Here is a 15,472-nt window from a genome sequence, read left to right on the forward strand (position 1 = left end):
GAACAGTAGTTAAATAAATAGCAAAGAGGAAGCATCTCAAATGAAACGCTTCCTCTTCTTATATAAATACAATTATTTATTTTGATTTACTAGCTTTTTGGAACAAGAAGCTAGTTTTATCTTCTTCTTTTACAATACCTTGTTTTAACGCTAATTCCCCTGCGACTTTAGGCGCTAGCCATAGCATCGGGAATAACAGAATAGATACTGGAACAGCCGTCACTACAATGAAGGATTGTAAGGCGTTAATACTTCCCTCACCCATATATAAAAGAATCGCCGCAACTGCGCCCATAATAAGCGACCAAAAAACTCGCAAACTAATTCTAGGATCTCCATCTCCAGTCACTGCCATTGAAATCGAATAAGCCATTGAATCTCCTGTTGTTACTACAAATAAAATTGTTAATAAAAGAAATGCAGGTCCAATAATATTAGATAGTGGCAGTTGCTCTGTAATTGCAATCATAGCCGCTGGCATACCAGATTCACTTAATGCCACCGAGATAGAACCAGGATTCATTAACTCATAAAACACACCTGATCCCCCTAGTATAGTAAACCAAAACGTTGTAATAATAGGTGCAATAATTCCAATTGCAACGATGATTTCTCGGATTGTTCTTCCTCTTGAAATTCGGCTCACTAAAATTGCCATCATCGGTCCATATCCAATAAACCATCCCCAGAAAAAGATTGTCCACGACCCTAACCAAGCTGTATCACCACGATATGTGCTCATTGGAATAAATTCATTTATATAAAATCCAAACGAAGAAACAAATGAATCGATAATAAATCCACCTGGTCCAAACAGTAATACGAATACCATTAATAAAACTGCTAACCTAACATTTAAATTACTTATAATTTGAATCCCTTTATCAATTCCCGTTACCGCAGATATAGTAGAAACAGCTACTACACAAACAATAATAGCTAATTGAGTAGTAAACACATCAGGAATGTTAAACAATGCTTGTAACCCATAACTTGCTTGTAGTCCTAAAAATCCGATTGGACCAATCGTCCCTGCAGCTACCGCAATAATGGCAAATACATCGATCATTGTTCCAAGCCAACTCTTTCGCAATCTCTCCCCAAAGATAGGATATAAAAGCGTTCGAGGTTTTAACGGCATATCTTTATGATAATGCCCGTACATCATAACTACCGCACTAATTGTACCTAAAATCGTCCAAGCCAGGAAACCCCAGTGCATATAACTTTGTGCTAAAGCAGGCATTACCGCTTCTTGCGTCCCAGCAGTTATACCTTCATGTATTGGTGGCACCGTCATCAAATGGTACATCGGCTCTGCGGCTGCCCAAAAAACGCCACCTCCAGCAAGTAATGTAGACATAATAATAGCGAGCCATTTTGTCGTACTAATCTCAGGTTTTTCTAGCCCCCCAAGTTTAACTCTCCCATATTTCGAAAATGCCATACACATTGCAACAACAAATGTACCAATTAATAAAACTTGCCAAAAGGCACCAAAATATTTAATTGAAGCTGCAAAACTGCTATTAATGACTCCCTCTACGTAACTTTTATTTAAAATAACTGCAATTACAAATAATAAAAGTGAGCCACCACTAATAAGAAATACAGGCCAATCCGTTTTTCGACTCTTCATTCTCATTTACACTTCCTCCTTCCTCAGCAATCTAAAAAAACAACTTTATTATGTTTTATTGTTTACATCCAAAACACAATGATTATATAAGCATAATAATTCATCAATTTTCTACACACTTATGTTGTCCCTAAAAATATGCTAAATCCCTTATTTAAAAGAAATTTTCTATTCCTATTACATAAAAAAGCAAAACAAAAGACCTTATATTTCTATAAGGTCTTCGAAACAGAAATTTGATTATAACATAAGGAACTCCTTGGTTCAAAAAGCTCCTTCCAAAAATAACCGAGAGTAAAGGCTTCCATTTGCTACGTAACAGTAATTAAAAAAAATTATAATTTGCATAAAAAAACTATACTAGCTATTATTTATGAAAGAAATTTGGCTTCAAAATTTCATTTGGATACGGTTTATGATAAATATGAGTGGTAGCTGGCGACAACGGTGGAATGAGCCATACCCAATTACCTGTTACAACCCGTCCACATGCCGCTTCCTGCTTCTCAAATTGTTGAAATTGTTGCGCAGCTGTATGGTGATCCACAATACTAACTCCTTGTTTTTTAAAAGAATGTAAAACAGCCACGTTTAATTCAATTAGCGCCTTGTCTTTCCATAACGTACCGTTTCTCGATGTATCGAGCTTCATCATCTCCGCAACAGCCGGCAGTAAATTATAACGATCATGATCCGCTAAGTTACGAGCCCCAATCTCCGTCCCCATATACCATCCATTGAACGGAGCGGCTGTATAGGAAATACCGCCAATTTCTAAGCGCATATCTGAAATCATTGGAACCCCATACCATTTTGCTCCTAAAGATGAGATTGGGTACTCTGGATGTTCAATTGGTACCTCTTTCACTTCTTTTTTTGGAATTTCTTTATATACAGGTTCTTTTCCATCGACAGAAAAAACAAGTGGCAATACATCGAAATTCGTACCTTCTCCTCGCCAGCCAAGTTCCTGGCAAAAATCCGTAAACGCAGTGGAATGAGAGTCACCAATCACTCCCATTTCTGTTTTATACCCTGCATACCGAATCAATTGGTGATTATAAATTCGTATATTATTTTCTTCACCTTGATATTGCTTAAAAATTGTAATTGTCGGTTTAACTTTCCCATCGTTCGTTGCATATTTAATATGATGAATTAATGCGTTGTATACACCTTCCTCATCATTTACTTCACGTGCATCTAATATGTGCATCTTACTCCAAAATAGTCTTCCGATACATCGATTACTATTGCGCCATGCCATTCGTGATCCATGAACAAGTTCTTCAAATGTATGCTCATACGTCCCCGTCTTCTCTATCTCAACTTGAATTTCTTTTATTCTCTCTTCTATGAATTGTTCTTTATTAAGCTCTTTATAGCAAACCGTAATAAAATGACTCGCTTCCTCTATTAATTGTTTCGTTTTACTCATAAACGATCTCCTTCTATTTCAACAAAACGTTACTACTTTACAGTATAAGCAAAAAGAATAAGAGTCACAAATGAAAGTCGAAGTGTTACTTTTATTGTAATATTTTTCAGAAAATTAAAGAGATTACTATTGACTTGTATAAAAAATAGGTGTATTTTTGACTCAGGTAAATTATTTTTACCTAGACCAACTTTTTAATGAGAAAGGAGGGAATGTTATGTCTTCATTTCAATTGCCAAAGCTTTCATATGACTATGATGAACTAGAGCCATATATCGATAGCAACACGCTTTCTATTCATCATGGAAAGCACCATGCGACATACGTAAATAACTTGAATGCCGCTTTAGAAAACTATACGGAATTACATAATAAATCTTTAGAAGAGTTACTATGTAATTTAGAAACTTTACCAAAAGAAATTGTTACAGCTGTCAGAAATAACGGTGGTGGTCACTATTGTCATAGTCTTTTTTGGGAAGTAATGAGCCCGCGAGGTGGCAGTGAGCCTAATGGAGACGTTGCAAAAGTAATTGATTATTATTTCAATACCTTTGACAACTTAAAAGATCAACTTTCCAAAGCAGCTATTAGTCGTTTTGGAAGTGGCTATGGATGGCTTGTTCTGGACGGTGAGGAACTTTCCGTTATGAGTACACCCAATCAAGATACACCTTTGCAAGAAGGTAAAATTCCATTACTCGTCATCGATGTATGGGAACATGCCTATTATTTAAAGTATCAAAATCGGCGTCCAGAATTTGTTACCAACTGGTGGCATACAGTGAACTGGGACCAGGTAAATGAAAAGTATTTACAAGCAATGCGATCACAAAAACATTAGTCGTGCGTATAAGGTAAGTTTGGTAATGTACAATTAGTATTGTCGAAATCCTCCAGAATCCCCCGGATTGCCACCGGGGGATTTATGATTATTTCATTGCATGTATGTAATAACGTAATACTTGTTCTATTTCTATTTTCAATTCTCGGAACGGGAATCCTAATTCACTAGCTTTTCCATTATGTAATGTACAATTAATCACTTCATTATAAGGTGCTACATTATCTCCTACTTCTTGAACGAGTGCTTTTATTCCCGTATTTTCTTCTATGAAATGAATAACTTCTCGAGTAGAAACTACCCCGTTGCTACAAGCATTAATTGGCCCTTCTATGTCCTTCATCCCGCACCAAGCTAAAAATTCTCCTGCTTCTTTTTCATGTATAAATGATAACTCTCCATCTAGATTATTCACGGCGACAGGTTCTTGCTTCACAATATGTTCAACGTAAAATTGTAACCTTTTCGTATAATCGTTTTCTCCAATAACAACTGGAAAACGTACTGCAACAACTGGGAATGTTGCTTGTTGAAATGAAACCGCTTCGGCTAATCTCTTTCCTTCACTATAAGTAAAATCCTTCCTACCACCATACGTAACGGCATACTCGTACGGATTAAAGTTCTCTTCTAATAAGCCTAGTGCTGGCTCGTAAACAGCCATTGAAGATGTCATAATGTATTTCTTCGTTTTTCCTCGTAACACTCCACATACTATCTTCGCCGCATTCGAGCTATAGCATAAATTATCGTATACGATATCATAACTTTTATCTTTTAGACGCTCAGCTAGTTGTTTTTCGTCTTCTCTATCTACAATCAATCTGTTTACTACACTTCCAAAAGAATCTTCAGTAATGCCTCTCGTCGCAATTGTTACATCGTGTCCAGCTTGCAAAAGTGCTTCTACTAAATGTTTACCAAAAAATCTTGTTCCCCCTAGCACCAATACTTTTTTCAAATTCATCATCCCCATTTTGATAAATTGTAAAATACTACCTCTCTATTATAAATGCTAATATAGAAAAAGCATGGAATTCGTTTAACGATTCCATGCTTTTCTACAGAAAATATATTAACGTACTCGATATTTATAAATACAATAACAGAAGTATAAAATAGAAATTACGGATACATAAACCCATAGTTCATATACGAATCCCTCTCCCCATACTCCCATAAAATAAAAGAGTGAAGGCAACGTCAATGTTACCCATGATTGTACGAAGGCAATTCTTCCAAGATATTGATTGATATTCTTCTTTTGTGTATTTAATACAAAGAATAAATACCAAAGTAATGCCCACATAAACCACGTTAATGCATTAACAACATCGTGAAATTGAACAAATGAAACAACCATATAGAATAAAGCAATAATTGCTACCCAAATACAAAACCAACCTAAACCGCTACTATCCATTCCTTTTATAAAGGTAACACCTACATATAAATAGGTTAATCCAAATAAGAAAGTAGCTGCATATGAATACACTGTCCAATTACTTTGGTCAGAAATCATGATCAAATAGAACGGAATAATAATTTGTAGTGCACCCACAAATAAATTAAAAACACCCGCACTTTTCATCTCTGCTTTCCCTAATATAACAAGACTATTTAAAAATAAAGCTGCACCCGAAAGTAATAATCCTACGTACCCCATATATCCTCATGTGAAAACCTTACATTTTCACACTGTACCCTCCCCGTCTTGTAAAAATTATATTATTCCTTATTCTCCTTCTTACTTACAACTACATACGAAGTTTTTTCGAAAATAAGTCAGACTTCCTACCTTAAAAAACAATAGAAAAACCCTTTTCATACATTTTATACAGTAATGATGTCAATCAAAATATATCACGCAATAAAAACGCTTTCAATAATACGTAATTCAAGCAAAAAGCTAACAAGATTATTTGATTATAAACGCACTTTAACAATGATACAAGTATTGGAATACTTTTCAATAGAACCGGTTGCTATTCAAATGCTATGGTCAGTAATATTTTATTACATTCTCTTTCCTAAATTGAACATATTACTGACCTCAAGCAACATAATAAAGAAAACAATTTATTATATACATAAAATATCCTACAAATTAATAAGAGAATGCTTTACTAACTACCTTAAATCATTTGATAGCCGTTTTTATTATTTACCTGCCATCTCCAAGAATCTACACACATCTCTTCTAACCCATATTTTGCTTCCCATCCTAATTCTCGTTTCGCTTTAGATACATCAGCAAAACATACTGCTACATCACCAGGACGACGCCCTATCACTTTATAAGGTATTTTTTTACCTGAAACCTCCTCAAAAGCCTTTATCATCTCTAACACACTATACCCTTTACCTGTGCCAAGATTATATGCCTCTATTCCTTTCGTCTCAAGTACTTTCTCAAGTGCCTTTACATGTCCTTTTGCAAGGTCAACAACGTGAATATAATCACGGACACCTGTCCCGTCTTTTGTTGGATAGTCGTTTCCGAATATATTTAGTTCCTTTAATTTACCTACCGCCACCTGCGTTACATATGGCATTAAATTATTCGGAATCCCATTTGGATCTTCTCCAATACGACCACTTTTATGTGCTCCGAAGGGATTGAAATAACGAAGTAACGCAATACTCCATTCATCATCAGCTTTTGCCACATCACGCATAATTTGCTCAATCATTAATTTTGTTTGCCCATATGGATTTGTCACACTTAGTGGAAATTCTTCTGTAATTGGTGACGTTTTTGGAATTCCATATACAGTTGCAGATGAACTAAAAATAAACTTTTTAACATGATGTTTCTGCATCACATCACATAGTACGATTGTACTTATTATATTATTATAATAATATGTTAGAGGAATTGTAGTCGATTCCCCCACTGCTTTAAATCCAGCAAAATGTATAACCGCTTCAATATTATTTTCCAAAAAAATCTCATTCATTTTTTCACGATTTAAAACACTTTCTTTATAAAATTCAAATTGTTTTCCTGTTATTTCTTTTACTCGATTTAAGGACTCGATTGAACTATTTGAAAGATTATCTACGACTATAATTTTATAATTATTATTTAATAATTCTATACACGTATGACTACCAATATATCCTGCTCCACCTGTTATAAGTATCGCCATATATATAGTCCCCCACTTATTATTAATTATAAAATTTTATAACCTCAATACAAATCTATCCTACCACAAAAGACTGATAATTTAGAATATTTATTTCGAATTATTATTTATATAAAAAAGAGCCGCATAACCTTTACGTTATGCAACTCTTTAACATACATATGTGTCTATATCTTTATTTATTAATCAAGAAAAAATAAAAATCACTCGGAAATTTCATCTTGTTAAATTACGTAGCAATATACACTTAAAAAGTGGGCAAGGCTTCCCAATAACACGAACACGTGAAAAATTTCATGATGCCCCATATGTTTAAACTCTAACCATTTTGGCTTTGTTCCATAAATAAATCCACCGATTGTATAAAGAATGCCTCCAAGCACTAGAAGCACGATACCTCCTGCACTTAAGTTAGCAGCTAACGGTGCAAAGAACAGAACAATTAACCAGCCCATTGTAATATAAATTGCTGTTGATAACCATCTCGGGCAACTAAACCAAAACATTTTAAAAACAATACCACAAATGGCAGTTGCATAAACTAAACAAAATAATAATAAACCGTTTGCGGAATGTAATGTAATTAAACAAAATGGTGCATATGTACCTGCAATCAATATAAAAATCATAGAGTGATCAAGCTTCCGAAAGAAATAAATAACACGTTCACTGGCTACAACACTATGATATACAGCTGATGCTGTATACAGAACCATCATTCCGATACCAAACAAAATAACAGCTGTAATTGCCGCAAAAGATGGCATCTTAATAGAAACTTTTACAAGCATAGCTAATAATGCAATAAATGATAATACAGCTCCTCCCAAGTGGGTAAAAGCATTAACTGGTTCTCTTACATAAGCATTCATATATACACCCCTCATATAATTACATGTAGTTTCAATAACTACATGTAATTATATACGTATTATTATTAGAGGTCAACATTTACAATTCATTTGTTTCGTAATACCATATTTAGAGATAAACTAAACATTATGCTCCACTAAGTTATAAAAGTGAGGGGTTCTACGTGGAAAATATAAATAAACTGCTTGAAACATTATATTTAGAAAAAAACATTACGCTTGAGGATATTCCAAATGTCGACTTGTATGTAGACCAGGTTGTCCAATTATTTGAAAATACTTATTCGGATACAACAAGAACCGATGATGAAAAAGTATTAACAAAAACAATGATTAACAATTACGCAAAAGGGAAACTGTTTATTCCAATCAAAAATAAAAAATACTCAAAAGAGCATATGATTTTAATCAGCTTAATTTATCAATTAAAAGGAGCCCTTTCCATTAATGACATAAAAAGCTCCTTAGAAAATATAAATGAATCCTTATTAAACGATGATTCATTCGAATTAAATACATTATATAAAGATTATCTTTCTCTTACCGAAAAAAACGTCGAAAGCTTTACACAAGACGTAAATAATCTTGTTTCAGAAGTAAGTGAAATTTCTTCCTTAGAAGATCCGAATCTAGAGAAATTTTTATTACTAACATCATTTGTGTCGATGAGTAATATGTATAGGCGCTTAGCTGAGAAGTTGATTGATGATTTAAAAGAATCTTAAATAAAAAAACTATCCACCTATTATAGTGGATAGTTTTTTTGTTTACTTAATTGCCTCATGAACTTTTAATTGTTTACCTTTTATCGTTGTATTTCTCATAACCTTTAAAACAAGTGGTCCTTTTCCGTTTAATATTTCAACATACGAAACATTATCTTGTATTGTAATAATACCTATATCATCAGCAGAAACACCTTGAATTTTAGCAATTGTACCAACGAAATCTACCGCCCTAATTTTCTTTTTCTTTCCGCCATTAAAGTACAATTTCATAATTCCTTTGTTTAGGTCTGCATTTTTATCTTTCTTTATAATTGGTTTAGCATATATTTTTTCTTCAAATACTGCTTTCTCTTTTATAACTTCTTCTTTTGAAGGTGCCAGTTCCTTTGGAATTTCAAATCCGATATATTCCTCAATCTCTTCTAAAAATCTATTTTCATAAGGCGTTATAAATGTAATAGCTTTTCCATTATTACCAGCTCGTCCCGTCCTTCCAGTACGGTGTACATAGCTTTCTTTTTCTAATGGAATATCGTAATTAATAACATGTGTAATATTATCAATATCAATTCCTCTCGCAGCTACATCAGTTGCTACTAAATAACGGAACTTTCCTTTTCTAAAATCATCCATAACTTCAAAACGATCTTCCTGCACCATACCACCGTGTATTTTGTCACAAGGATAATTAACTCGTTTTAGCTGTCTATATACATGGTCTACGTTTTCTTGTGTACGACAAAAAATAATGCAACTGTCTGGATTTTCAATCATAGTTACATCCTTAAGAAGTGAAAGCTTCTCTTCTTCCCTTACTTCAAAAAGGGTATGTTCAATTTTATCTGTTGTAATCCCAGCTGCTTTAATTTCAATATGAGTTGGTGCATTCATATATGTACGGGATAACTTTTCAATATCTTCCGGTAGGGTTGCTGAAAATAGCATTGTCATTCTTTTTGTAGGTAATTCATCAATAATTGCCTCTACTTGATCGATAAAGCCCATATTTAGCATTTCATCTGCTTCATCAATCACTAAATATTTCAATCGATCTAAAGGAAGGGTCCCTTTTTCAATATGATCCAACACACGTCCTGGGGTCCCCACTACAATATGCGTCTTTTGCTTTAACTCTAATTTTTGACGTGCAAATGGAGATTTACCATAAATTGCAGCAGCTTTAATTCTTTTGAATCGCCCTATATTCGTAATATCTTCTTTCACTTGAACAGCAAGTTCCCTCGTTGGTGTTAAAACTAATGCTTGTGGTTTATTCTCTTCCCACTCTACCATTTCACAAAGTGGTATTCCGAACGAAGCCGTTTTTCCACTTCCCGTTTGCGACTTTACAACAAGATCCTTCTTTTGCAATGCAACTGGAATAACCTCTCCTTGCACTTCTGTCGGATGCTCATATCCTAAACCAGTAAGTGCTCGTCTTACTTCTTTACTTAATGCATAATTACTAAAGCTTTTTTTACTCATATATTAACCTCATTTGATTTTATATTTAACCTATTATGTTCTTCATACCTCACTTTAGACTATAGTAAGATACTATATTAATCCACTGTTTTCAATTCGTTTCAACCTAAATTTATCTAAGTATAATTTTAAAATAGGAAAAGGCAGCCTTAATAATAAGTCTGCCCTATCTATACTGTATTCATTTTTACGGAACTAATTTTTTCACAACTGGTATTCTTTGCAATACTAACGTAATTACCAGACTAAGAACAATTGTAATCGTTACATTAATAGGTATTGCCAATATTGCATGTACACGCTCATTTACCTTAGGGAAAACCATGTACAACAAGTTATTTAATAAGAAGAAGTGAAGAATATAGATTCCAAGGCTTGCTTGATTTATAAAACGGAATAACAATGGTAATTCTCTTTCTGACTTTTGGAATGCATATTTGAAAAATATAAATAATCCGATCGCCATCAGTACAACACCTGGCGCAAAATATCCATACCAAAACTGCTCTAACTGTCCATTTGCTTTTACTGTATAGTAATATGTAATAAAGAATGTACTAATAAATCCTACAAGTCCTCCAATGTAAGAAATATTCCTCCATTTTTTCGAAATATCGTAATTGGATAAATAATAACCAAGTAAGAAATACCCTACATAATTTGTAACGTAAAATAATTCAATGTTAAAGTTGATAGGATAATAATATTTCACTAAATTGACTACAACAGACGCATATAGCCATAAAATTAAAAAGTATTCTATCTCTCTTTTTTTAGCGTTCTTCACAAAGATTTTCAGTAGAGGTGTAATTAAATATATCCCTACAATCATGTATAAGAACCATAAATGTCCCCCAATAGTATCCGTTAAAAAGTGCTTTATCCCTTGCTTTAAAGATGCCGGGAAATATCCTGCATATGCTCCATATGCATAAAATATAGCGCTCCAAGCTACAAAAGGTATAATTACTTTACTTGCACGCTTCTGTAAAAATTCCCCGACTGAAATATCTTTTGTACCCTTTAACAATAACGCTCCACTAATCATTACAAAAATCGGAACACTCGCACGTGAAATCGATTCAAACAAGTTACCAGCCATCCAGCGTGATACGTTATTTGCATCTAACATAGAAACATAACCAGCAGAAACGTGAATTGTAACCACTGCGATCGTTGCTAATACACGCAACCAATCCATATATACTAAGCGCTTCATTAGCACCCCTCCTAAATTTACCTCTTTAACTTTTATTTCCCAAACATAATTTTACATCAAATAATACTATGTTTAAACACATTTTAATTACATGAACTTACAACATACGTAGCTAAACCTTAATTTTTAAATATAAACATGAAAACCTTTGACTTATGAGTGAAAATAATGTAAATTATCTTTTGGACGAACATTTTTAAACAAAATGAATAAAATATTCGTATTTTAGGGGTGTAAATGATGGAAAACGTATTCGACTATGAAGATATTCAATTAATTCCTGCAAAATGTATTGTAAACAGCCGCTCTGAATGTGATACAACTGTCACTTTAGGTAAACATAAATTTAAATTACCTGTCGTACCTGCAAATATGCAAACGATTATTGATGAAAGAATCGCAACTTATTTAGCTGAAAACAATTACTTCTATATCATGCATCGTTTCCAACCAGAGAAACGTATCTCATTCATTAGAGATATGCAATCACGTGGATTAATCGCTTCTATTAGCGTTGGTGTAAAAGAGGACGAGTATGAATTCGTACAACAATTAGCTGCTGAGCAACTTACACCTGAATACATCACGATTGATATTGCACACGGACATTCTAATGCTGTAATCAACATGATTCAACATATTAAGAAGCATTTACCAGAAAGCTTCGTTATCGCTGGAAACGTTGGGACTCCAGAAGCGGTAAGAGAATTAGAAAACGCTGGTGCTGACGCAACAAAAGTTGGTATTGGACCTGGTAAAGTTTGTATTACTAAAATTAAAACAGGTTTTGGAACTGGCGGTTGGCAACTAGCTGCACTTCGCTGGTGTGCAAAAGCTGCAAGTAAGCCAATTATCGCTGACGGTGGTATTCGTACACACGGCGACGTAGCTAAATCTATTCGATTTGGGGCGACTATGGTTATGATCGGTTCTCTATTCGCTGGTCATGAAGAGTCTCCAGGGGAAACAATCGAAAAAGACGGCAAACTTTATAAAGAGTACTTCGGTTCAGCTTCTGAATTCCAAAAAGGTGAGAAGAAAAACGTTGAAGGTAAGAAAATGTTCGTTGAGCATAAAGGTTCTTTAGAAGATACTTTAATCGAAATGGAACAAGATCTTCAATCTTCTATCTCTTACGCTGGCGGAACAAAATTAGACTCAATTCGTACTGTAGATTATGTAGTCGTGAAAAACTCTATTTTCAACGGTGATAAAGTATATTAATTTTAAATTTAACTCGAAGGACAAGCATTTTTATGCTTGTCCTTCTTTTTCATACATAGAAATGTAAATTATTTTCATTTTACTGAATTTTCTAGTATCCTGTTTTTAGATACTTATAATAAGGGGGATATAACAAATGAAAAATGTAATTGAGAAACGCCATATTCGCACAGAAGTCCCTACTGAACTAACATGGGACCTCTCTGATTTATACGAATCTGATAAAGAGTGGGAAACTGCATTACGTGTATTAACAAACGATATAAAAAAACTTGATGCGTTTAAAGGACAATTACACACTAGCCCCACTACCTTATTACATTGCCTACTTTTAGAAGAAGATCTTTTAATGGAGTTAACAAAACTATACTCATATGCAAATTTAAAAGAATCCACTGATCGTACAAATCCAATTATTCAAGCGAACTCTTCCAAAATTGCTGCTTTATGGACGAAAGTACATACTGCACTGTCCTTTATCCATAATGAAATCCTCTCATTCGACGAAGGAACAATTGAAAAATATTTAGCTGAAGAAACAAAACTCGAACCTTTCCGTAAATCATTACTAGACATCCTACAAAAAAGGCCGCACACGCTCTCTCCTGAAACAGAAGAAGCTCTTGCTGCACTTGGCGAAGTACATAGTTCTCCATACAAAATTTACGGTATGACTAAATTAGCCGATATGGATTTTACCTCCATACAAGACGAAAAAGGAAACGAACTCCCTGTATCATTTTCATTATTTGAAAGCAAATATGAGTTCTCTCCAAGCGTAGACATACGTAGAAAAGCATACTCATCATTTGTTTCCACCTTAAAACGATATAAGAATACAGTGGCAACAACATATGCTACTGAAGTAAAAAAACAAGTAACACTCTCTCGTTTACGCAAATTTGAATCTGTTACTCATATGCTTTTAGAACCTCAAAAAGTTCCACTTGAAATGTATAACAATCAACTTGATATTATTTATAAAGAATTAGCGCCTCATATGCGCCGTTTTGCAGATTTAAAAAAGAAAGTATTAGGACTCGATCAAATGCTGTTCTGCGACTTACATGCACCTTTAGATACCGAATTTAATCCAACCATCACATACAAGGAGGCTGGTAAATTAATTCAAGATTCTTTAAAGGTATTAGGCGATGAATATAGTTCCATTATCGAAAAAGGATTCAAAGAAAGATGGGTTGATCTTGCAGATAACGTAGGCAAATCCACCGGAGCATTTTGTTCAAGCCCATATGGTTCTCATCCATACATTTTAATTACATGGCAAAATACGATGCGTGGATGCTTCACATTAGCACATGAATTTGGCCATGCTGGTCATTTTTATTTAGCAAATAAAAACCAGCGTATTATGAATGTACGTCCATCTATGTACTTTGTTGAAGCACCATCTACAATGAATGAATTACTATTAGCCCAGCATTTATTAGCGACTACTGACGACAAGAGAATGCGCAGATGGGTGATTCTGCAACTACTTGGCACATATTATCATAACTTTGTTACTCACTTACTTGAGGGAGAATATCAAAGAAGAGTATATACCCTAGCAGAAGAAGGAGAAGCACTTACAGCTACAACTTTAACTGAAATAAAAACAAATGTACTTTCGACATTCTGGGGAAATTCTGTAGAAATTGACGAAGGTGCTGGCTTAACTTGGATGCGCCAACCTCATTATTATATGGGCTTATATTCTTACACCTATTCCGCAGGCCTCACTGCATCTACTGCGGTAGCCCAAATGATTAAAGAGGAAGGGCAACCTGCCGTTGATCGCTGGTTAGATGTACTTCGCGCTGGTGGTACGATGAAACCACTTGAATTAATGAAGCATGCCGGAGTAGATATGTCAAAACCAGATGCAATCCGCAGGGCTGTTTCTTACGTCGGTTCCTTAATTGATGAATTGGAACGTTCTTATCAAGAATAAAAAAAAGCCCTCACTTTATGAGGGCTTTTTTCATATTTATTTTCCAAATCTTTTACGGTATCCACATTTCCTGCATAGCTCTTCGACTGCAACTCTTTTCGAAAATCCATCGACAATGTTTGTTGCTCTTTCACCTTCTATAATATTAGAAAATGAGTCATTATTAATATTCCCAAGGTTAATAATCCCTTCACCATCTAAACAGCAAGGAATAACCGTTCCGTTCGCTAAAATACCCGCTTGATTTCGAAGACCATGACAGAATCCTTTTCCATCATCCTCTTCTTCATGTAATGCTGGCCACTGGAATTCATAGTCTTGATTAATAAAGACGCGTTCTGCAATTTTTATACCTTTTCCTGGTGTAAGCTTCTCTTCGATTTGATAAGAGAGACCAAACTCATTTTCAATGATGGATAATAAATCTCTATTTTTCTGGATTTCAGCATTTGTTTTATTATCCTGAGTTAAATTCCATAACCGTAGTGAAACAATTAAATCCGATTGACTTGTCGCCTCTCTAATGAAGGAAAGTATACTCCTTACATAACCTTCTTTATCTTGCGAACCTGGATGCCCATCAAAACTGTGCAGTGAAAAATTCATTTGTCTTAAAGCAGGCTTATTTAACAGTCTATGCCTTCTCTTATTAATTAACGTTCCGTTCGTTGTAATATTAACTTTAAACCCTTTTTCATGGCTCAAATCTAACAGTTGATCTATTTTTGGATGGAGCAATGGCTCACCCTTCACGTGCAAATAAATGTAGTCTGTGTGAGGTTTAATTTGGTCTAATCTTTTAGCAAAATCCTCCACAGAAATGAATTGCTTCTGCCTTTCCGTCGGCGGACAAAAGCTGCACGCAAGATTACATACACTCGTAATCTCCAAGTAAAACTTTTTAAACTTCTTCACCT

The 15,472-nt window shown here is 34.4% G+C and carries 13 protein-coding genes; 4 read left to right on the top strand and 9 right to left on the bottom strand.

All coding sequences use genetic code 11. The features are described 5' to 3' along the window. Positions 1-76: 76 nt before the first annotated feature. The gene (locus tag ACU8YW_RS26955; RefSeq protein ID WP_088065078.1) at positions 77-1,645 is read right to left on the bottom strand and encodes a BCCT family transporter; all 1,569 of its coding nucleotides are present in this window, start codon (positions 1,643-1,645) and stop codon (positions 77-79) included. Positions 1,646-2,006: 361 nt separating this feature from the next. Then, the gene (locus ACU8YW_RS26960; RefSeq protein ID WP_088065079.1) at positions 2,007-3,077 is read right to left on the bottom strand and encodes a nitric oxide synthase oxygenase; all 1,071 of its coding nucleotides are present in this window, start codon (positions 3,075-3,077) and stop codon (positions 2,007-2,009) included. 217 nt (positions 3,078-3,294) lie between these two features. Between ACU8YW_RS26960 and sodA the strand changes: the two genes are divergently transcribed. Then, entirely contained in the window at positions 3,295-3,921 is a 627-nt protein-coding gene (sodA, locus tag ACU8YW_RS26965; protein WP_088065080.1) for a superoxide dismutase [Mn], read from the top strand. An 88-nt stretch (positions 3,922-4,009) separates the two neighbouring features. Here sodA and ACU8YW_RS26970 read toward each other — a convergent pair whose 3' ends face one another. The 4 genes from ACU8YW_RS26970 to trhA all read right to left on the bottom strand — a co-directional run bounded on the left by ACU8YW_RS26970 (position 4,010) and on the right by trhA (position 7,945). Further along, positions 4,010-4,897, bottom strand: coding sequence for an NAD-dependent epimerase/dehydratase family protein (locus ACU8YW_RS26970; protein ID WP_142287457.1), 888 nt, complete (start codon positions 4,895-4,897; stop codon positions 4,010-4,012). A 99-nt stretch (positions 4,898-4,996) separates the two neighbouring features. Then, positions 4,997-5,587, bottom strand: coding sequence for an AmiS/UreI family transporter (locus ACU8YW_RS26975; RefSeq protein ID WP_000542569.1), 591 nt, complete (start codon positions 5,585-5,587; stop codon positions 4,997-4,999). Positions 5,588-6,056: 469 nt separating this feature from the next. Continuing rightward, positions 6,057-7,073, bottom strand: a complete 1,017-nt coding sequence (galE, locus tag ACU8YW_RS26980) for a UDP-glucose 4-epimerase GalE (protein WP_426934426.1) — start codon at positions 7,071-7,073, stop codon at positions 6,057-6,059. Between the two features lie 224 nt (positions 7,074-7,297). Continuing rightward, positions 7,298-7,945 carry a PAQR family membrane homeostasis protein TrhA gene (gene trhA / locus ACU8YW_RS26985; protein ID WP_000995376.1) on the bottom strand — a complete coding sequence of 216 codons (648 nt, stop codon included), beginning with the start codon at positions 7,943-7,945 and terminating at the stop codon, positions 7,298-7,300. A gap of 164 nt (positions 7,946-8,109) precedes the next feature. On the opposite strand from trhA, the gene ACU8YW_RS26990 reads away from it, so the two are divergent. After that, the gene (locus tag ACU8YW_RS26990) at positions 8,110-8,670 is read left to right on the top strand and encodes a DUF1836 domain-containing protein (RefSeq protein WP_088065081.1); all 561 of its coding nucleotides are present in this window, start codon (positions 8,110-8,112) and stop codon (positions 8,668-8,670) included. A 42-nt stretch (positions 8,671-8,712) separates the two neighbouring features. Here the strand turns inward: ACU8YW_RS26990 and dbpA are convergent, their stop codons facing one another. Then, complete coding sequence (gene dbpA, locus ACU8YW_RS26995; RefSeq protein WP_097890079.1) at positions 8,713-10,158, bottom strand: ATP-dependent RNA helicase DbpA; 1,446 nt, start codon at positions 10,156-10,158, stop codon at positions 8,713-8,715. Between the two features lie 187 nt (positions 10,159-10,345). Continuing rightward, positions 10,346-11,377 carry an acyltransferase gene (locus ACU8YW_RS27000; protein ID WP_087981859.1) on the bottom strand — a complete coding sequence of 344 codons (1,032 nt, stop codon included), beginning with the start codon at positions 11,375-11,377 and terminating at the stop codon, positions 10,346-10,348. Positions 11,378-11,617: 240 nt separating this feature from the next. On the opposite strand from ACU8YW_RS27000, the gene guaC reads away from it, so the two are divergent. Next, positions 11,618-12,601 (top strand): GMP reductase, encoded by a 984-nt coding sequence (guaC, locus tag ACU8YW_RS27005; protein WP_000432444.1) that lies wholly within the window; start codon positions 11,618-11,620, stop codon positions 12,599-12,601. A gap of 136 nt (positions 12,602-12,737) precedes the next feature. Next, complete coding sequence (pepF, locus tag ACU8YW_RS27010) at positions 12,738-14,555, top strand: oligoendopeptidase F (RefSeq protein ID WP_097890078.1); 1,818 nt, start codon at positions 12,738-12,740, stop codon at positions 14,553-14,555. Positions 14,556-14,591: 36 nt separating this feature from the next. Here pepF and ACU8YW_RS27015 read toward each other — a convergent pair whose 3' ends face one another. Further along, positions 14,592-15,470, bottom strand: coding sequence for a radical SAM/SPASM domain-containing protein (locus ACU8YW_RS27015; RefSeq protein ID WP_000713629.1), 879 nt, complete (start codon positions 15,468-15,470; stop codon positions 14,592-14,594). Between the last annotated feature and the right edge of the window lie 2 nt (positions 15,471-15,472).

The sequence above is a fragment of the Bacillus pretiosus genome (assembly GCF_052947655.1).